This window comes from Kitasatospora sp. NPDC022856 (genome assembly GCF_055561235.1).
In genome coordinates, this window is record NZ_JBVHHE010000002.1 from 213,630 (window position 1) to 231,828 (window position 18,199).

18 protein-coding genes are annotated in these 18,199 nt (G+C 72.5%); 9 read left to right on the top strand and 9 right to left on the bottom strand.

The features are described from left to right. Positions 1–83 precede the first annotated feature (83 nt). The 4 genes from sigM (at position 84) to trxA (ending at position 3,587) form a co-directional block, all read left to right on the top strand. Positions 84–884, top strand: a complete 801-nt coding sequence (gene sigM / locus ACZ34W_RS03930; protein WP_465601882.1) for an RNA polymerase sigma factor SigM — start codon at positions 84–86, stop codon at positions 882–884. After that, positions 881–1,891 (top strand): zf-HC2 domain-containing protein, encoded by a 1,011-nt coding sequence (locus ACZ34W_RS03935; protein WP_465601512.1) that lies wholly within the window; start codon positions 881–883, stop codon positions 1,889–1,891. Before sigM ends, ACZ34W_RS03935 begins: the two co-directional genes overlap by 4 nt. A 270-nt stretch (positions 1,892–2,161) precedes the next feature. Beyond that, positions 2,162–3,127 carry a thioredoxin-disulfide reductase gene (gene trxB / locus ACZ34W_RS03940; RefSeq protein WP_352288563.1) on the top strand — a complete coding sequence of 322 codons (966 nt, stop codon included), beginning with the start codon at positions 2,162–2,164 and terminating at the stop codon, positions 3,125–3,127. Between the two features lie 133 nt (positions 3,128–3,260). Further along, positions 3,261–3,587, top strand: coding sequence for a thioredoxin (trxA, locus tag ACZ34W_RS03945; RefSeq protein ID WP_329488790.1), 327 nt, complete (start codon positions 3,261–3,263; stop codon positions 3,585–3,587). Positions 3,588–3,705: 118 nt separating this feature from the next. Here trxA and ACZ34W_RS03950 read toward each other — a convergent pair whose 3' ends face one another. From ACZ34W_RS03950 to rpmH, 9 genes are all read right to left on the bottom strand, one after another. After that, positions 3,706–4,323: a GNAT family N-acetyltransferase gene (locus ACZ34W_RS03950; RefSeq protein ID WP_396486072.1), complete on the bottom strand. Its 618-nt coding sequence runs from the start codon at positions 4,321–4,323 to the stop codon at positions 3,706–3,708. A gap of 125 nt (positions 4,324–4,448) precedes the next feature. Beyond that, positions 4,449–5,540, bottom strand: coding sequence for a ParB/RepB/Spo0J family partition protein (locus ACZ34W_RS03955; protein WP_396486073.1), 1,092 nt, complete (start codon positions 5,538–5,540; stop codon positions 4,449–4,451). After that, on the bottom strand, positions 5,537–6,529 hold the full coding sequence (locus ACZ34W_RS03960; RefSeq protein WP_329488793.1) for a ParA family protein: 993 nt from the start codon (positions 6,527–6,529) through the stop codon (positions 5,537–5,539). Before ACZ34W_RS03960 ends, ACZ34W_RS03955 begins: the two co-directional genes overlap by 4 nt. 309 nt (positions 6,530–6,838) lie before the next feature. Next, complete coding sequence (gene rsmG / locus ACZ34W_RS03965; protein WP_465601519.1) at positions 6,839–7,672, bottom strand: 16S rRNA (guanine(527)-N(7))-methyltransferase RsmG; 834 nt, start codon at positions 7,670–7,672, stop codon at positions 6,839–6,841. Between the two features lie 178 nt (positions 7,673–7,850). After that, entirely contained in the window at positions 7,851–8,381 is a 531-nt protein-coding gene (locus ACZ34W_RS03970) for a Jag family protein (protein WP_329488796.1), read from the bottom strand. A gap of 85 nt (positions 8,382–8,466) precedes the next feature. Next, complete coding sequence (yidC, locus tag ACZ34W_RS03975) at positions 8,467–9,618, bottom strand: membrane protein insertase YidC (protein WP_329488797.1); 1,152 nt, start codon at positions 9,616–9,618, stop codon at positions 8,467–8,469. Next, on the bottom strand, positions 9,615–9,986 hold the full coding sequence (yidD, locus tag ACZ34W_RS03980) for a membrane protein insertion efficiency factor YidD (RefSeq protein WP_329488798.1): 372 nt from the start codon (positions 9,984–9,986) through the stop codon (positions 9,615–9,617). The genes yidC and yidD overlap by 4 nt, the downstream gene beginning before the upstream one ends. After that, the gene (gene rnpA / locus ACZ34W_RS03985; RefSeq protein WP_329488799.1) at positions 9,983–10,411 is read right to left on the bottom strand and encodes a ribonuclease P protein component; all 429 of its coding nucleotides are present in this window, start codon (positions 10,409–10,411) and stop codon (positions 9,983–9,985) included. The genes yidD and rnpA overlap by 4 nt, the downstream gene beginning before the upstream one ends. 18 nt (positions 10,412–10,429) lie before the next feature. Further along, positions 10,430–10,567, bottom strand: a complete 138-nt coding sequence (gene rpmH / locus ACZ34W_RS03990) for a 50S ribosomal protein L34 (RefSeq protein ID WP_148643823.1) — start codon at positions 10,565–10,567, stop codon at positions 10,430–10,432. Positions 10,568–11,009: 442 nt separating this feature from the next. On the opposite strand from rpmH, the gene dnaA reads away from it, so the two are divergent. The 5 genes from dnaA (at position 11,010) to ACZ34W_RS04015 (ending at position 17,987) form a co-directional block, all read left to right on the top strand. Continuing rightward, complete coding sequence (dnaA, locus tag ACZ34W_RS03995; RefSeq protein ID WP_465601525.1) at positions 11,010–12,869, top strand: chromosomal replication initiator protein DnaA; 1,860 nt, start codon at positions 11,010–11,012, stop codon at positions 12,867–12,869. Positions 12,870–13,815: 946 nt separating this feature from the next. Further along, the gene (gene dnaN / locus ACZ34W_RS04000) at positions 13,816–14,946 is read left to right on the top strand and encodes a DNA polymerase III subunit beta (RefSeq protein WP_329488801.1); all 1,131 of its coding nucleotides are present in this window, start codon (positions 13,816–13,818) and stop codon (positions 14,944–14,946) included. Positions 14,947–15,152: 206 nt separating this feature from the next. After that, the gene (gnd, locus tag ACZ34W_RS04005) at positions 15,153–16,028 is read left to right on the top strand and encodes a phosphogluconate dehydrogenase (NAD(+)-dependent, decarboxylating) (protein ID WP_329488802.1); all 876 of its coding nucleotides are present in this window, start codon (positions 15,153–15,155) and stop codon (positions 16,026–16,028) included. 47 nt (positions 16,029–16,075) lie between these two features. After that, positions 16,076–17,209, top strand: a complete 1,134-nt coding sequence (recF, locus tag ACZ34W_RS04010) for a DNA replication/repair protein RecF (protein ID WP_329488803.1) — start codon at positions 16,076–16,078, stop codon at positions 17,207–17,209. Between the two features lie 163 nt (positions 17,210–17,372). Beyond that, the gene (locus ACZ34W_RS04015) at positions 17,373–17,987 is read left to right on the top strand and encodes a DciA family protein (RefSeq protein WP_465601530.1); all 615 of its coding nucleotides are present in this window, start codon (positions 17,373–17,375) and stop codon (positions 17,985–17,987) included. The last annotated feature ends 212 nt before the right edge of the window (positions 17,988–18,199 follow it).

An 18,199-nucleotide genomic window follows, 5' to 3' on the forward strand; every position in this document is an offset into this window, starting at 1 on the left:
CCCGACCGGACGGGCACGGCAGGACGCCGCGCCCCGCCCGACGGGGGCGGGGCGGCAGGACACGGAACGGGCGAGGGGTGGCAGTGGCGGACGGGGCCGACCGGACGGACGACGACGCGGCGCTGCTCGCCCGGCACGTCGCCGGCGACCGGGCCGCCTTCGGCCTGCTGGTCGACCGCCACCGCGACCGGCTCTGGGCGGTCGCCCTGCGCACCCTGGGCGACCGCGAGGAGGCCGCCGACGCCCTCCAGGACGCGCTGGTCTCCGCCTTCCGCGCCGCCCACACCTTCCAGGGCCGCTCGGCCGTCACCACCTGGCTGCACCGGATCGTCGTCAACGCCTGCCTGGACCGCGCCCGGCGCACCGCCGCGCGGCGCACCAAGCCGCTCGACGACGACCCGCAACGCCTCGACGCCATGGTCGGCTCCGCCGAACCGGCCGACTCCCCGGTGGTCCGCGCCGAGCTGCACCGGGAGGTGGCGGCGGCGCTCGGCGAGCTGGCGCCCGAGCAGCGGGCCGCGCTGGTCCTGGTCGACATGCAGGGCTACCCGGTCGCCGAGGCGGCCGAGCTGCTGGGCGTGCCGGTCGGCACGGTGAAGAGCCGCTGCGCCCGCGGCCGGGCCCGTCTGCTGCCCCTGGTGCGGCACCTGCGCGAGGGCCGCGGCGCCGATGTTCCACGTGCAGCCGATGTTTCACGTGCAGCTGATGTTTCACGTGAAACGGGGCCCTCGGGAGCAGCCTCCCCGGACGGCGCCGGACCGTCGGGAACCGCCCCGGGCGGCCGCGCCGCGTCCCCGGGGAACCCGTCCGGGGCCAGGACCGTCAGAGGGACAGGCCCCGACACCGGTCGGCCCGTTCTGGAAGGAGACGCGAGCACGCGATGACGGCCCCCCTCTCCTCCCCCGACCCCGTCGGAGCGCACCCCTCCGTCGACGAGCTCGCCGACCTCGCCGAGGAACTGGTCGAGCCCGCGGCCGCCGAGGCGCTGCGGGCGCACCTGGCCGGCTGCGCCGACTGCCGCGAGACCGCCGAGGCGCTCGCCGAGCTCGCCACCCTGCTGGCCGGGGCACCGGCCCCGGTGATGCCCGCCGACATCGCGGCGCGGCTGGACGCGGCCCTCGCGGCCGCGGCGGCCGACGCCGACGCGGCCGACCCCGGTACGCCCCCCGCCACGGCTCCCGAAGGCCCCCACACGGGCACCGGGGCCCCCTCCCGGTCCATGGACCCGGCCGCCGCCCCGCGCCCTGCCACAGCCCCCCTCGGGCCGCCCCGGCGGCCGGCCAAGCCGAACTCCGCCACCGGTCCGGGCCGCCACCGCCCGCGCCGCCGACGGGCCGCGGTCCTGCTCGGCGCCGCGGCCGCGCTGCTCGCGGTCGGCCTCGGCAGCTCGCTGCTGCTGCGGCCGGCCGAGCGGCAGACGGCGGACACCGCCTCCGCCCGGGCCGCCGCGACGGCTCCCTCGGCCGGCCCCAAGGCGCAGCTCTCGACCGGCGGCACCGCGTACCAGGACGACCGGCTCGCGGCCCAGGTGCAGCAACTGCTCGCCCGTAGCGGCGCGACCCCCGACGGCCGGGCCGAGACGTCCGGGTCCGCCGCGCCACCGGCCGACGGCGGACCGGGGCTGGGCCCGGGCGCGACCCGCAAGCCCTCCGCCTCGTCCGCGCCGGCACCCACCGACGGCGGACCGGGCCTCGGCCAGGGCGGCAGCGCCCCGGCCTGCCCGGCCCCCGCCGACGGACCGCTGCTGGCCTCCGAGCGCGGCAGCTACGCCGGTGACCCGGCCGAGCTGCTGGTGTACGGGGTGGCGGGCAGGGCCGACCGGGTCGACGTCTACCTCCGCGCGCCGGACTGCGGCCCGGTGCTGCTGCACCGCACCGTCCCGGCCCCCTGACCGGCGCGCCGACCGGCGCCCCGCGGCAGGACCGCCGAAGAGGCGCGCCCGTGGGCTGCGGGCACGCCGGGAGACCGGCCCCGGCCGCCCGCCGCGCCCGCACCGTTCCCGTGCGATCCACGCCGGGTGCGGCCCGGCACTCCCACACTGCGGGCGCCTGGTGCCGATCGGCCTGGGAATGCGAGAGACTGGTCAGTCGTTGTCCCGGGCGGCGGAGCAGGACCGCCCTCCCCGCCCTAGCGCGGGTCGCGATGCGAACCAGGAGATGCAGTGAGCGACGTCCGTAACGTGATCATCATCGGTTCCGGCCCGGCCGGCTACACGGCTGCGCTCTACACCGCCCGTGCCGCCCTCAAGCCCCTCGTCTTCGAGGGCGCCGTCACCGCCGGTGGCGCGCTGATGAACACCACCGAGGTCGAGAACTTCCCCGGCTTCCGGGACGGCATCATGGGCCCCGAGCTGATGGACAACATGCGCGCCCAGGCCGAGCGCTTCGGCGCCGAGCTGATCCCGGACGACATCGTGGCCGTCGACCTCACGGGCGACATCAAGACCGTGACGGACTCCGAGGGCAACGTCCACCGGGCCCGCGCCGTGATCGTCACCACCGGCTCGCAGCACCGCAAGCTCGACCTGCCGAACGAGGACAAGCTCTCCGGTCGCGGCGTCTCGTGGTGCGCCACCTGCGACGGCTTCTTCTTCCGCGACCAGGACATCGCCGTGGTCGGCGGCGGTGACACCGCCCTGGAGGAGGCCACCTTCCTCTCCCGCTTCGCCCGCAGCGTCACGATCATCCACCGCCGGGACACCCTGCGCGCCTCCAAGGCGATGCAGGAGCGCGCCTTCGCCGACGAGAAGATCCGCTTCGAGTGGGACAGCGCGGTCGAGGCGATCCACGGCGACCCGAAGCTGAGCGGCGTCACCCTGCGGGACACCACCACCGGCGAGACCCGCGAGCTGGCCGTCACCGGTCTGTTCATCGCCATCGGCCACGACCCGCGCACCGACCTCTTCAAGGGTCAGCTGGAGCTGGACGCCGAGGGCTACCTGAAGGTCGAGGCCCCCTCGACCCGGACCAACATCCCGGGCGTCTTCGGTGCCGGCGACGTCGTCGACCACACCTACCGCCAGGCCATCACCGCCTCCGGCACCGGCTGCTCCGCCGCGCTGGACGCCGAGCGCTACCTGGCCTCGCTCGCCGACCTGGAGGCCGCGGCCGCCACCGTGGCGGTCTGAGCACCCCCCCACCGACCCACCCCGGGTGGGGGTGTTCCACGTGAAACACCCCCACCCCGCCGGGCAGAAACAGAACGGGCCCGCCCGTTGTTCTCCTGGCAGCACCCCCTCCGCACCACCCCGAGGAGTTCCCGTGGCCGGCGCCACCACTACCGTCACCGATGCGACGTTCAAGGCCGACGTCCTGGACAGCGACAAGCCCGTCCTGGTCGACTTCTGGGCCACCTGGTGCGGCCCGTGCCGCCAGGTCGCCCCGATCCTGGACGAGATCGCGGCTGAGCACTCCGACAAGCTGACCATCGCCAAGCTCGACGTCGATGCCAACCAGCAGACGGCCGCCCAGTACAACGTCATCTCGATCCCGACGCTGATCGTCTACAAGGGCGGCGAGCCGGTGAAGTCCATCACCGGTGCCCGTCCGAAGGCCGCGCTGCTGCGCGAGCTGGCCGACTTCCTCTAGGCCGTCGGCCCAGGGCCCCCGGGCCCGGTCCGGCCGACACACCGCGATGGCGGCGCCCCCAGCCCGGGGGCGCCGCCATCGTCGTTCCCGGCTGCCCGGTTCCCCCGGACAGCGCGGCTCAGAACGGTCGCAGCGCGGGCTCCTTCCGGCCTCCGCCCAGCAGCCGCTCCAGCGCGCCCTCGACATCACCGCGCCAGGACAGCGTGGTGCGTGCCTCCAGCCGCAGCCGCGGGTAGCGGTGGTGCGGCCGGACCGTCTTGAAGCCGACCGCCAGCAGATGATCCGCCGGCAGGACACAGCTCGGCGACTGCCGGCCGACCGCGCCGAAGGCCTCGATCGCCCGGACCCCGCGCCCCATCAGGTCCTTGGCCACCGTCTGCACCAGCACCCGGCCGAGCCCCTGCCGCTGGTAGCCCGGGAGCACGCGGCTGATCATCAGCTGAACGGCGTCCGGCGAGACGGGACTGGTCGGGAAGGACTGCGACCGCGGCACGTACGCCGGCGGGGCGTAGAGCACGAAACCGGCGGGGTCGTCGTCCACGTAGACGACCCGGCCGCAGGAACCCCACTCCAGCAGCACCGCGGAGATCCAGCCCTCCTTCTCCGCCTCCGACTTCCCGGATTCGACGGCCGCCCGGCCGGTGACCGGATCCAGCTCCCAGAACACGCAGGAGCGGCAGGTCGTCGGCAGGTCCTTGAGGTTGTCCAGCGTCAGCGGAACGATCCGGCGTCCCATGCCCCGCACCTCCTCGTCCACTCCACAGTCGAGCATTCCCCCTGAACGCCGATGGGTGCATGTTTCACGTGAAACAGCCGCTCACGTGGAACATGCACCCGTCGAGATCCGTGGTCGGCCCCGGCTCAGCCCTGCGACAGCCGCAGCCCGTCCTCACCCGGCGCCAGGCTGTCCAGGATCCGGTTGAGGTCCTCCACCGAGCCGAACTCCAGGACGACCTTGCCCTTGCCCAGCTTGCCGCCGCGCTGCGAGACCTCCACCTTGACCCGGGTGTCGAAGCGGTCCGAGAGCCGGCTCGCCAGGTCGTTGAAGGCCGGCGAGAGCAGCTTGCCCGCCTGCGGTCCGACCGAGCGCTTGGGCTTCGGCTCCTGGCCGCTCATCAGCATGACGAGCTCCTCGGTGGTCCGCACCGAGAGCCCCTCCGCGATGATCCGCTTGGCCAGCTCCTCCTGGCCCTCGGCGTCCGGCACCCCGAGTACCGCCCGGGCGTGCCCGGCGGTCAGCGTCCCGGCCGCCACCCGCCGCTGCACACCCGGCGAGAGCTTCAGCAGCCGCAGGGTGTTGGACACGTGCGAGCGCGAGCGGCCGATCCGGTCCGCCAGCTCGTCGTGCGTGCAGGAGAAGTCCCGCAGCAGCTGGTCGTAGGCGGCCGCCTCCTCCAGCGCGTTGAGCTCCGCCCGGTGGAGGTTCTCCAGCAGGGCGTCCAGCAGCAGCTTGTCGTCCTCGGTGGCCCGGACGATCGCCGGGATCTGCTCCAGGCCCGCCTCCCGGGAGGCCCGCCAGCGCCGCTCGCCCATGATGAGCTCGAAGCGCTCGGGCGCGACCTGGCGCACCACCACCGGCTGGAGCAGGCCCACCTCCTTGATGGAGGCGACCAGCTCGGCCAGCTTGTCCTCATCGAAGACCTCGCGCGGCTGACGCGGGTTCGGCGTGATCGAGTCCAGCGGCAGCTCGGCGAACCGGGCGCCGGGCACCTGTGCCAGCTCCGGTGCGGCGGCCGCCTGCTCCCGCTCGGCCTGCTCCCGCAGGCTCTCGGCGGCCGCCTTGGCCGCCAGAGTTCCCCGCCCGGTCGGCAGCAGCGGCACCGCGCCCGGCGAGACCGTGCCGGGGGACACCACCGTGGCCGCCGAGGCCTGCGTCGCCGCGCCGTCGGCCGCCGGTGCGGCGGGTCCGATCAGCGCTCCGAGCCCTCGTCCCAGACCCCTGCGACCACTCACCGATTGCCCTCCGTCGTGCCGTGCTGTGCCATCGGGGCGTGCTGCCCCGGCTCGCTGCCCTGCTGCTGACCCGCCCGCTGCTGACCGACCAGCGTGCCGCCGGTTCCGATGCCCGGCGCCCGCATCGCCAGCTCGCGGGCGGCCTCCAGGTAGGAGAGCGCGCCGGTCGAACCCGGGTCGTAGGTGATCACCGTCTGACCGTAACTGGGCGCCTCGGAGATCCGGACCGAGCGCGGGATCGCGGTCTGCAGCACCTCCTGCTGGAAGTGCGTCCGGACCTCCTCGGCCACCTGGGCGGCCAGCCTGGTCCGGGCGTCGTACATGGTGAGCAGGATGGTGGAGACGTGCAGCGTGGGGTTGAGGTGCGCGCGGACCAGCTCGACGTTGCGCAGCAGCTGGCCGAGGCCCTCCAGCGCGTAGTACTCGCACTGGATCGGGATCAGCACCTCCTGGCCGGCCACCAGCGCGTTGACCGTCAGCAGGCCGAGCGAGGGCGGGCAGTCGATCAGGATGTAGTCCAGCGGCTGCTCGTAGGCGGCGATGGCGCGCTGCAGCCGGCTCTCCCGGGCGACCAGCGAGACCAGTTCGATCTCCGCGCCGGCCAGGTCGATGGTGGCGGGGACGCAGAAGAGCCCCTCGACGTCCACCACCGGCTGCACCACGTCGGCCAGCGGCTTGCCCTCCACCAGCACGTCGTAGATCGACGGCACCTCGGCGTGGTGGTCGATGCCGAGCGCCGTGGAGGCGTTGCCCTGCGGATCGAGGTCCACCACCAGCACGCGCAGTCCGTGCATGGCGAGCGAGGCCGCCATGTTGACGGTGCTGGTGGTCTTGCCCACCCCGCCCTTCTGGTTGGCCACCACGATCACCCGGGTCGCGACAGGTCGGGGAAGACCCTCGCCCGCTCGGCCGATCGCCTGTACCGCAGCCTGGGCAGCCCGTGCGATGGGCGTGTCATCGATCTGGTCGATGGTCTCCGAGTCCTGCATGGGGGTCAGTGTTTCACGTGAAACCGGAGCGGCAACAGTCGCCGCCCGGCTGCGACTGAGGATTCCGGAAAGCAGGGAGCGACGTTTCACGTGAAACACCATGCCCGCAATGTCGGAATTCTGACGGTGCGACACTCCGGTGGCCGTGAGTCACCCGGTCGGCCGCCCGCCGGTCGCTCCGGCGTCACCGGGCCCGCCGCCGGCTCCTTCGGCGCGGGCCCGGGTGCCGGAGACGACGACCGCGCGCGGCCGGAACGCCGAACGGGCGGGTGGTCCGAAGACCACCCGCCCGTTCCCGCTCCCGCCCGCTCAGCGGCTACGGCGCCGTCCGCCCCGGCTCCGCTCACCGGTGCGCGGGGCCCCGGCGTTGCGCCCGGCCCGGGCCGCCCGGGCCCGCCGGGTCGCCGCCTTGACCCCGCCGGGGCTCTCCCCCGCCTTCACCTGGATCACCCGGGTCGAGGTCTCCAGCGTGCCCTCGCCCACCGAGATGACCGTCCACTCGACCGCGCCCAGCTTGGCCAGCCCGGCCCGCGAGTCGGCCAGCTCCTGCTCGGCGCTGTCCCCCTTGAGCGCCAGCATCTGGCCGTGCGGGCGCAGCAGCGGCATGCCCCAGCCGGCGAGCCGGTCCAGCGGTGCCACCGCCCGGGCGGTCACCACGTCCACCGCGAGCTTGCCGACCATCTCCTCGGCCCGCCCGCGCAGCACGGTGACGTTCTCCAGGCCGAGCTCACGGACCACCTCCTCCAGGAAGGTGGTGCGGCGCAGCAGCGGCTCCAGCAGCGTCACCGAGACGTCCGGGCGCGCCAGTGCGACGGGGATGCCGGGCAGCCCGGCCCCGGAGCCGACGTCGCACAGAGTCGACCCGGGCGGCAGCAGCTCGGCGAGCACCGCGCAGTTCAGCACGTGGCGGTCCCAGAGCCGGGGCACCTCGCGAGGGCCGATCAGTCCGCGCTGGACTCCCGCGGTGGCCAGCAGCTCGGTGTAGCGGACCGCCGCCTCGTAGCGGTCACCGAAGACCTCCCGAGCCACGGCCGGGGCGGCGGCCAGCCCCTCGGCCGCCGCGCCTTCGGCGCCCGGGCCCCCAGCGGCCGAACTACCGGCACCCGCCGCCGGATCCCCGGCTGCCGCGCTCTCCGTGTCCATCTCGACCTCTCCGCTCCCCGGATCCACCGACCCGCTCTCCGCACTGTTTCACGTGAAACATCTTTCGCCGGGCCACGCCCCGCGAAGGGACGACGACCCCGCCCGCACGAGGCGGACGGGGTCGAGTCCTCTGAAGGTCACCGGTCGCCGAAGCGGCCGGTCATCGACTTCCCCGGTGTCAGGCCGGCAACACGACCACGCACCGCTGGGGCTCTTCGCCCTCCGACTCACTGCGCAGACCGGCCGCGGCCACGGCGTCGTGGACGACCTTGCGCTCGAAGGGCGTCATGGCCCGCAGCTTGACCTGCTCCCCCGAGCTCTTGACCTGCTCCGCGGCCTGGGCCCCGAGCTCGGCCAGCTCGGTGCGCTTGCGGGCGCGGAAGCCGGCAATGTCCAGCATGAGGCGGCTGCGCTCGCCGGTCTCCCGGTGGACAGCCAACCGGGTCAGCTCCTGCAGGGCCTCCAGCACCTCGCCGTCCTGGCCGACCAGGCGCTGCAGGGCGCGGTCATTGCCGTCGCCGACGATGGACACCAGGGCGCGGTCGCCCTCGACGTCCATGTCGATGTCCCCATCGAGGTCGGCGATGTCGAGCAGACCCTCCAGGTAGTCCGCCGCGATGTCGCCCTCCTGCTCCAGGCGGGAGACGAGGCTCTCGTCGGCGCTGGAAGCGGCCTCGACCTCGACGGCGGAGGTGGTGCCTTCCGTCACTGATGGACTCCTTCGGGGATGGGCCCGGATGGTGGGCCGGGAACGAGGTTCAGAGGGCCGCTGGGACGGTCCGGGGCCGGTCGGGTCAGGACTTCTTCTTCGGCCGCTGGCCGCCCTGCCCACCGCGCTTCGGCTGCTGCCGGCCGCCCTGCCGGGCCGGGCCGGACTTGGCCCCGGAGGGCCTGGTCGCGGTCGGCTTGGCACCGGCGGACTCGGCCGCGGCCTCGGACTCCTCGGCCGGGGCCGGGGCGTCCTTGGTGAGGCTGGCCGTCGGGGCGGCACCGGTGTGCTGGCGCTGCGACTTGGTCTGCTTGCGCGGCTGCTGGCGGCGCACCTGCACCGCGTCCTCGACGACGGCCTCGGCGGACGCGGCCGTCTTCTTCGGGGGCAGCATGCCCCAGAGGGCGCCCTTGATCTCCGAGCCGTCCGGGTTGAGGCGGCCGTTCTTCTTCAGCCGGACCTGGCGCTCGTCCCAGGCCTTGCTGCCGGGCGTCGGGTTGTTCCGGATGACGATCAGCTGCTGGCCCATCGACCAGACGTTGGTGGTCAGCCAGTAGACCAGCACACCGACGGGGAAGTTGATGCCCATCACGGCGAACATGATCGGGAAGACGTACATCAGCATCTTCTGCTGCTGCATGAACGGCGTCTTGATCGTGAGGTCGACGTTCTTGGTCATCAGCTGGCGCTGCGTGATGAACTGCGACAGCGACATCAGGATGATCATCACCGCGGTGACGATCTTGACGCTGACCTCGCTGCTGCCGAGGAAGGTCGCCGACAGCGGGGCGCCGAAGATGTGCGCCTGGCCGGCGCTGGTCAGCAGGTCGCCGTGGATGACGCCGATCGGCTCGCTCTTGGCCACCTTGGCGAGCACGCCGTAGAGGGCGGTGAAGAACGGCGCCTGCACGATGATGGGAAGGCAGCTGGAGAACGGGTTGGTACCCGCCTCCTTGTACAGCTTCATCATCTCTTCGGACTGGCGCTGCTTGTCGTTCTTGTAGCGCTCCTGGATGGCCTTCATCTTCGGCTGGATCGCCTGCATGGCCCGGGTCGCCTTGATCTGCTTCACGAAGAGCGGGATCAGGCAGATCCGGATGACGACCACCATCGAGGCGATGGCAAGACCCCAGGCCCAGCCACCGTTCGGGTCGAAGACGTGGCTGTACAGCGAGTGGAACTGGACGATGATCCAGGACACCGCTGTGTACAGGGGGTTCAGGAAGGAGAAGGTCACCGGTCAGGCTCCTTGGACATTGGGATCGGCCCCACGGGACCAATGGTCGCCGGGCCCTCTGGGTCCGGACCGGCGGGGGGCGCGGCCACCGGCTGATCGGCGGCGGACCCGCGGTTCAGCAGGTCACGCAGCCGGCGGTGCCACACCGGGTGCTTGCGCGGCGGAACATGATCGACCCCGCCGGGCGTCCACGGATTGCAGCGCAGGATGCGCCACACGGTCAGGCCGCCGCCCTTGACCGCCCCGTGCACCTTCACGGCCTCGAAGCCGTAGTGCGAGCAGGAGGGGTAATAGCGGCAGACCGGGCCGAGCAGCGGGCTGATGGTCCACTGGTAGACCCTGATCAGACCCATCAGCAGGTACTTCATCGACCTGCTCCCGTCGGCGCCGTCACGGCGGGCTCCGCCTTCAGCAGCCGCTTGAGCGCCGCGTCCAGGTCGCGTTCCAGGTCCTGGTACGAGGCGGACGCGGCCTGGGGCAGCGCACGCACCACTATCAGGCTACCGGCGGGCAGCCCGGAGAGACGATCACGGACGAGGTGGCGCAGTCGGCGCTTGACCAGGTTACGGACGACCGCCGGACCGACGGCCTTGCTCACGACGAAACCCGCACGCGCCGAAGGAGTCCCCTCGGCGACGTGCGGGCGGGAGTCGCTGGCCCGGTCGGCCTGCCCCGTGAGGTCGCCGTCTCTGCTGAGATGGACGACCAGTAGGGGCCGGCCGGCCCGGCGACCGCGTTTCACCGCGGTCGCGAAGTCCTGGCGCCGCCGCAGCCGATTCTCGGAGGGCAGCACAACAGACTCTGGCGCGGATCAGGCGGAGATGGCGCTGCGGCCCTTGCCACGGCGGGCGGCCAGGATGGCACGGCCGGCGCGGGTACGCATACGCAGCCGGAAGCCGTGGGTCTTCGCGCGGCGACGGTTGTTCGGCTGGAAGGTGCGCTTGCTCACTCGGGGGCTCCTGAGGTGAATCGTAGGATGACGGGAAGTCGCTTGGCCGTCACCGTGCGTCCGCGTGATCTCCCCTGATACGGAAATCCGACCCGTCCTCCCAGTTCGGCTGGGGTTCAGGGCAATCCACGGCGCCCGTGCTGCGCGCCTTATGGAGCGGGTGGACCCGCGGACATGCGGCAGCGGCCATCGACAACTCGACCTGGTTACGGTACGCGGGACGGGGCGCGAGGGTCAAACCAGCCCTTCGCGGCGGACGCCCCGGGCCGCGCTCACGGCCCCCGTCGCCCACAGCCTGTGGACAACGACTTGATCCGGCTCTGTTCGCTGACTACCGTTGCAGGACTTGTCTGGTTTTGTTCTTCGTCAACGGACACAGATCCACAGTCTCTTGATCCACCACCCCTGCTGGAGCCGCGGGGAACCGAGAAAGCGTGCACCAGTGGCTGATGTCAACAGCGACCTCGTCCCGGTCTGGGCGAGAGTCGTCGAGCGGCTGGTCAGCGACCCGGACGTCGGGGAGATGGACAAGCAGTGGGTGCAGCGCACCCAGCCGATGTGGATGATGCACGACACCGCCCTGCTGGCGACCCCCAACGAGCGGGCCAAGCAGGTGCTGGAGGGGCGACTGCTGCCCCAGCTGACCGAGGCGCTCAGCCGCGAACTCAGCCGCCCGGTCCGGATCGCGGTGATGGTCGACGCCAACGCCGTCCCCACCACCCCCGCGCCCGCGCAGGACGAGCCGCCGGCCGGCGAGCCGTACCAGCGCGACGACGGCGGCGACTACGGGCACCAGGGCTACGAGCGCCGCTACGACTCCGAGTCCGGCTACGAGCACGACCGGTACGACGACGGCGGCGGCTACCAGGAGCACCAGGCCCCGGCGTACGGCTCGGGCCGGCCGCCGGGCGGCGGCTACGGCGCCCCGCCGCAGAACCAGCCCTGGGAGAGCCACCAGGGTCACCAGGGCTATCCCGAGCACGGTTCCGGCTACCCCGAGCAGGAGCCGCCCGCCCAGCGCCCGGCTCCCCGCCCGGCGCACGGCCCCTCGTCGACCACCCAGGGCGACCTCTTCGGCGGCGCCTACGGCCCCGGCCCCGGCGAGCACCCGCGGACCGGCGGTGCCCGGCGCGGTCCCGGCGGGCGCCCGGCCCCCGGCCGGCCCGTGGAGAAGCCCGGCCCCGAGCGCGCCACCGACCGCCCGGCCGTCCCCGGCGTGCCGGCCCCGCCCGGCGCTCCCCCGGCCGGCGGCTCCCGCAAGGACGAGCCCGCGGCCCGGCTGAACCCCAAGTACCTCTTCGACACCTTCGTCATCGGCGCGAGCAACCGCTTCGCGCACGCGGCGGCGGTGGCCGTCGCCGAGGCCCCCGCCAAGGCGTACAACCCGCTCTTCATCTACGGCGAGTCCGGGCTGGGCAAGACCCACCTGCTGCACGCCATCGGGCACTACTCGCGCAGCCTCTTCCCGGGCACCCGGGTGCGCTACGTGTCGTCGGAGGAGTTCACCAACGAGTTCATCAACTCGATCCGGGACGGCAAGGCGGACGCGTTCCGCAAGCGGTACCGGGACATGGACATCCTGCTCGTGGACGACGTGCAGTTCCTGGCGAGCAAGGAGTCCACGCAGGAGGAGTTCTTCCACACCTTCAACACCCTGCACAACGCGAACAAGCAGATCGTCCTCTCGTCCGACCGGCCGCCCAAACAGCTGATCACGCTGGAGGACCGGCTGCGCAACCGCTTCGAGTGGGGGTTGATCACCGACGTCACCCCGCCGGAGCTGGAGACCCGGATCGCGATCCTGCGCAAGAAGGCGATCCAGGAGCAACTCAACGCCCCGGCGGACGTGTTGGAGTTCATCGCGTCCAGGATCACCCGCAACATCCGGGAGTTGGAGGGCGCCCTGATCCGGGTCACCGCCTTCGCCAACCTCAACCGGGCGCCGGTGGACCTGGAGTTGGCCGGCATCGTCCTCAAGGACCTCATCCCCGGCGGGGACGAGGACGCCGGACCGGAGATCACCGCGCAGGTCATCATGCAGCAGACCGCCGCCTACTTCGGGTTGGGCGTGGACGACCTCTGCGGATCCTCCCGCAGCCGGGTGCTGGTGACGGCGCGCCAGATCGCCATGTACCTCTGCCGGGAGCTGACCGACCTCTCGTTGCCGAAGATCGGCGCGCAGTTCGGCGGCCGCGACCACACCACGGTGATGCACGCCGACCGCAAGATCCGGTCGCTGATGGCCGAGCGGCGCTCGATCTACAACCAGGTCACCGAACTGACCAACCGCATCAAGAGCTAGCCGGACCGGCCGGACGGGCCGTCCACACCCCTGCGAGGGCGTCAGGAGCGATCCTGACGCCCTTTCGGCATATCCGGAGGTGTGCGTCGCCGATCGGCTGGGCAGGAATGCCCCGACGGACGCTCCGCCAGTCCGCCGCCCGCGCCGAACATCTGACCGGTAATTCGAACACCCCGGGCGCGCAGGGCCGTTGTCCACAGGCGGAGCCGGTTCTCCACCGTCCACAGGCCACCGGCCCGCGAGTTATCCAGAATTCCTCCACAGGCCGCGCGCCGCTACGCTCTTCCGCGCAGGTCAGGTGCCTGTGGACTTGTGCACAACGGTTATCCACAGGCTGTGGACAATTGGCGGGCCATCAGTGGGCCATTCGAGTTGTCCACCGGTTGTCCCCAGGGTGGCGGCGGTTATCCCCAGGTTGTCCACAGCCGCGTCCACAGTTCGACAACCGTGGGCCTGCGTTCATGCCCTGGTGTGAAAGGCGTCACGAAATGTTGACCGGCCCCCGTGGATAACCGGGCCCGGATCTGGGGACGGCGCTGGGGATAACCTGTGGATACCCAACGTGCCCTGTGGGTAACGCTCCGCTGTCCACAGCGGGCCCTGTTCGTCCACAGCCGCCGTCCACACCTCCTGTGGACAAAAAACCGGGCCTGACCTGCACGAACAGGGTTATCCACGGTTTCCACAGGCCCTACTACTACCACTACACCTATAGACCAGTTGAAGGGCTTGAAAGCAGGTGGGGCCGAAATCTGTGGACAACCGCTCCCCGACATCTGTTCGGCCTGCTTCCGCCCGTCTGCCCCGTCTGTCGGTGGAGTACGTCAGACTGTCCTCTGCGACTGGATGCGGAGTGGCAGAGCTCGGCGGCCCACCGCACCGACGACCAAGATCAGACCAACCAGACTTTGCGAGCGGGAGCGCTCGATCCAGGAGGCGGTTACCGGTGAAGTTCCGGGTGGAGCGTGACGTCCTCGCGGAGGCGGTGGCCTGGGCTGCCCGCAGCCTCCCGGCACGGCCGCCGGTGCCGGTGCTGGCCGGCCTGCTGCTGACGGCGCAGGAGGGCAGCCTGGCGCTGTCCGGCTTCGACTACGAGGTCTCGGCCCGGGTCGAGCTGGAGGCGGACGTCGAGGAGGCCGGCACCGTGCTGGTCTCCGGCCGGCTGCTGAACGACATCTCGCGCAACCTTCCCAACAGGCCTGTGGAGATCTCCACCGACGGCCAGCGGGTCAGCGTGGTCTGCGGCAGCTCCCGGTTCACCCTCCCCACCCTGCCGGTGGACGAGTACCCGGCCCTGCCCCAGATGCCGACCGCGACCGGCACCGTCTCCGGTGACGTGTTCGCCTCGGCGGTCAGCCAGGCCGCGGTGGCCGCCGGCCGCGACGACACCCTCCCGGTGCTCACCGGTGTGCGGGTCGAGATCGAGGGCGACCGGATCACCCTGGCCGCCACCGACCGCTACCGCTTCGCCGTCCGCGAGCTGCTGTGGAAGCCCGAGCAGCCGGACATCTCGGCGGTCGCGCTGGTCCCCGCCAAGACGCTGCAGGACATCGCCAAGTCCCTGGGCAGCGGCGACACCGTCTCGATCGCGCTGTCCTCGGGCGGCGCGGGCGAGGGCCTGATCGGCTTCGAGGGCGCCGGCCGCCGGACCACCACCCGGCTGCTGGAGGGCGAGTTCCCCAAGTTCCGCAGTCTCTTCCCGACGGAGTTCAGCGCCGTCGCCGCGATCCAGACCCAGCCCTTCCTTGAGGCGCTCAAGCGCGTCTCGCTGGTCGCCGAGCGCAACACCCCGGTCCGGCTCAACTTCGAGCAGGGCGTGCTGACGCTGGAGGCCGGTTCGGGCGACGACGCCCAGGCCACCGAGCGGATCGACGCGGACCTGGAGGGCGACGACATCTCGATCGCCTTCAACCCGGGCTACCTGGAGGAGGGCCTCAAGGCCATCGACTCCGCCTACGCCCAGCTGAGCTTCACCACGCCGACCAAGCCGGCGCTGCTCAGCGGCAAGGCCTCGGTGGACACCGAGGCCGACGAGGCCTACCAGTACCTGATCATGCCGGTCCGCCTCTCCGGCTGACCGACCGCCCGGGGCGGCTCCGGCCGCCCCGCCGGTGTCACGAGCGCGCGTCGCCCGGGCTGTCCACAGCCCGGGCGTCCAGCCTGTGGAAGGCCTCCCCCGGTCGGCCCGACCACGGGGAGGCCCTCGCGCTTCAGCGCGTAGGCTCAGGGCAGCGCGGCAACGGCGCCGCAGGCAGGCACGTCACCCCAGGTAAGGACTTGGTCATGGAGCTCGGCCTCATCGGTCTCGGCAAGATGGGCGGCAACATGCGCGAGCGGATCCGCCGCGCCGGCCACACCGTCATCGGTTACGACCGCAACCCCGACATCTCCGATGTCGAGAGCCTCCAGGAGCTCGTGACCAAGCTCCAGGGCCCGCGCGTGGTCTGGGTCATGGTTCCGGCCGGGGCCGCCACCCAGGCGACCGTGGACGAGCTCGCCGAGCTGCTCTCCCCCGGCGACGTGGTCGTGGACGGCGGGAACTCCCGCTGGACGGACGACATCAAGCACGCCGAGTCGCTGGCCGCCAAGGGCATCGGCTTCGTCGACTGCGGCGTCTCCGGCGGCGTCTGGGGCCTGGAGAACGGCTACGCGCTGATGTACGGCGGCGACGCCGAGCACGTCGCCAAGGCGAAGCCGGTCTTCGACGCCCTCAAGCCCGAGGGCGACTTCGGCTCGGTGCACGCGGGCGCGGTCGGCGCCGGCCACTTCGCCAAGATGGTCCACAACGGCATCGAGTACGCGATGATGCAGGCCTTCGCCGAGGGCTGGGAGCTGCTGGAGGCGGCCCCCGAGGTCACCGACGTGCGCGAGGTCTTCCGCAGCTGGCAGGAGGGCACGGTCATCCGCTCCTGGCTGCTGGACCTCGCCGTTCGCGCGCTGGACGACGACGAGCACCTGGCCAAGCTCAAGGGCTGGGCCGCCGACTCCGGCGAGGGCCGCTGGACGGTCGAGGCCGCGATCGACCACGCCGTGCCGCTGCCCGCGATCACCGCCTCGCTCTTCGCCCGGTTCGCCTCCCGCCAGGACGATTCGCCGCAGATGAAGATGATCGCCGCGCTGCGCAACCAGTTCGGCGGCCACGCGGTCGAGTCGAAGTAGTCCGCCCCACCCGGGACGTCCACAGAAGGCGAGCGCAGTCCACAGCCATGCACGTCGCGCATCTGTCGCTCGCCGACTTCCGTTCCTACGCCCGGGCCGAGGTTCCCCTCGACCCGGGCGTGACGGCGTTCGTCGGACCCAACGGCCAGGGCAAGACCAACCTGGTCGAGGCGATCGGCTACATCGCCACCCTCGGCAGCCACCGGGTGGCCACCGACGCCCCGCTGATCCGGCTCGGCGCCGAGCGGGCGGTGATCCGCACCTCGGTGGTGGCCGGGAGCCGCAGCACCCTGGTCGAACTGGAGATCACCCCGGGCAAGGCCAACCGCGCCCGGATCAACCGCTCCGACAACGTCCGGCCCAGGGACGTCCTGGGCCTGCTGCGCACCGTGCTGTTCGCCCCCGAGGACCTCAGCCTGGTCAAGGGCGACCCGGGCGAGCGCCGGCGCTTCCTGGACGAGCTGCTGACCGCCCGGGCGCCCCGGCTGGCCGGCGTCCGGCAGGACTACGAGCGGGTGCTGAAGCAGCGCAACGCCCTGCTGAAGACCGCCGCGATGGCCCGCCGCTCCGGCGGCGGCAAGGGCGCGGACCTCTCCACCCTGGAGGTCTGGGACGGCCACCTGGCACGTGCCGGAGCCGAGCTGACCGCCTTCCGGATCCAGCTGGTCGCCTCCCTGCAACCGCTGGTGACGGCCGCGTACGGGCAGCTCGCGCCCGCCGGCGGCGAGACCGTGCTGGAGTACCGCAGCTCCTTCGAGGGCGAGCTGCCGACCAGCCGCGAGCAGGCCGAGGAGCAGCTGCTCCAGGCCCTGCGGGCGGCCCGCAAGCAGGAGGTCGAGCGCGGTCTGACGCTGGTCGGGCCGCACCGCGACGAGCTGGGCCTGCGGCTCGGACCGCTGCCGGCCAAGGGCTACGCCAGCCACGGCGAGTCCTGGTCGTTCGCGCTGGCGCTGCGGCTGGCCTCCTACGAGCTGCTGCGCGCCGACGGCGGCGAACCGGTGCTGATCCTCGACGACGTCTTCGCCGAGCTGGACGCCACCCGCCGCGACCGGCTGGCCGAGCTGGTCGCCGGCGGCGAGCAGGTCCTGGTCACCGCGGCGGTCGCGGAGGACGTGCCGAAGGCCCTGGCCGGGGCCCGGTACTCGGTGGCCGACGGCGCGGTCCGCCGGGTCGACGCCTGACGGACGGCGGCCGCGCGCCCCGTTCCTCCACCGCACCTCCACACCTGCCGCCCCTTCGACCCGCCGTCCGGCGTGCCCCCGTCCCCGTCCGCTCCCGTACGCTGGACGGCTCACCGGCGCGTAGCCGCGACCGTTGTCCACAGGCTGGGGAAAGGAGATCGCCATGAGCGATCCGACCGGGAAGACCCCTCAGCCGGGTGCCCTCCCACTGACCGCCCTCCCGCTCACCGCCCTCCCACCGGCCGTCGACCAGCCGGAGGCCGGGCAGCCGGGCGGCCCGGCACCGACCGGCGCCGACCTGGCCCGCTCGGCGCTGCGGGCGGCCCGGGCGCAGGCCCGCCAGCGGGGCGAGCAGGTCCGGGAGAAGCGCGAGGCGAAGCGGTACGGGCTGCGCAGCGGGGCGCGCTCGGACGGCCGTGACCCGGTGCCGCTGGGGGCGGCGCTGAACCGGCTGCTGACCGAGCGCGGGTGGGAGTCCTCGGCGGCGGTCGGCGGGGTGATGGGCCGTTGGGCGCAGATCGTCGGCCCCGACATCTCGGCGCACTGCGAGCCCACCTCCTACGACGACGCGGCCGCGGTGCTCACCGTGCAGTGCGACTCCACTGCCTGGGCCACTCAACTGCGGTGGCTGGCAAGGCAGTTGGTGGCCCGTCTGAATCACGAGCTGGGCCGCGGCACGGTCAAGACGATCAAGGTGCTGGGGCCGGCCGCGCCGGTCCGCGGCTACGGCCGGCTGCGCGCGCCGGGGAGCAAGGGACCGGGCGACACCTGGGGGTGACCGCGGGCGCCCGGGGTCGAGCGGACCGGAATCTTCCGGAACCCCTGACGGCCCTTCCAGGCGCTCTGTGCCCCCGGGGCGAGTATCGGGACATGTGCAGAGGGGATTCAGGGCGGCGTATCTGCCCTCAGGGGCTGCCAAAAGCCCATCTCTGTCAGTCCTACCGGTAGACTGAGAGCCAAACACTGTTGCTAGTGGCAACCGAGTCGAAA

What these genes read in the sequence shown, in the direction of transcription:
- ACZ34W_RS03935 (WP_465601512.1), top strand. Translation starts at nt 881, where the DNA reads ATGACGGCCCCCCTCTCCTCCCCCGACCCCGTCGGAGCGCACCCCTCC.
- ACZ34W_RS03950 (WP_396486072.1), bottom strand. Translation starts at nt 4,323, where the DNA reads ATGGGACGCCGGATCGTTCCGCTGACGCTGGACAACCTCAAGGACCTG.
- ACZ34W_RS03960 (WP_329488793.1), bottom strand. Translation starts at nt 6,529, where the DNA reads ATGCAGGACTCGGAGACCATCGACCAGATCGATGACACGCCCATCGCA.
- rsmG (WP_465601519.1), bottom strand. Translation starts at nt 7,672, where the DNA reads ATGGACACGGAGAGCGCGGCAGCCGGGGATCCGGCGGCGGGTGCCGGT.
- yidD (WP_329488798.1), bottom strand. Translation starts at nt 9,986, where the DNA reads ATGAAGTACCTGCTGATGGGTCTGATCAGGGTCTACCAGTGGACCATC.
- gnd (WP_329488802.1), top strand. Translation starts at nt 15,153, where the DNA reads ATGGAGCTCGGCCTCATCGGTCTCGGCAAGATGGGCGGCAACATGCGC.
- recF (WP_329488803.1), top strand. Translation starts at nt 16,076, where the DNA reads ATGCACGTCGCGCATCTGTCGCTCGCCGACTTCCGTTCCTACGCCCGG.
- ACZ34W_RS04015 (WP_465601530.1), top strand. Translation starts at nt 17,373, where the DNA reads ATGAGCGATCCGACCGGGAAGACCCCTCAGCCGGGTGCCCTCCCACTG.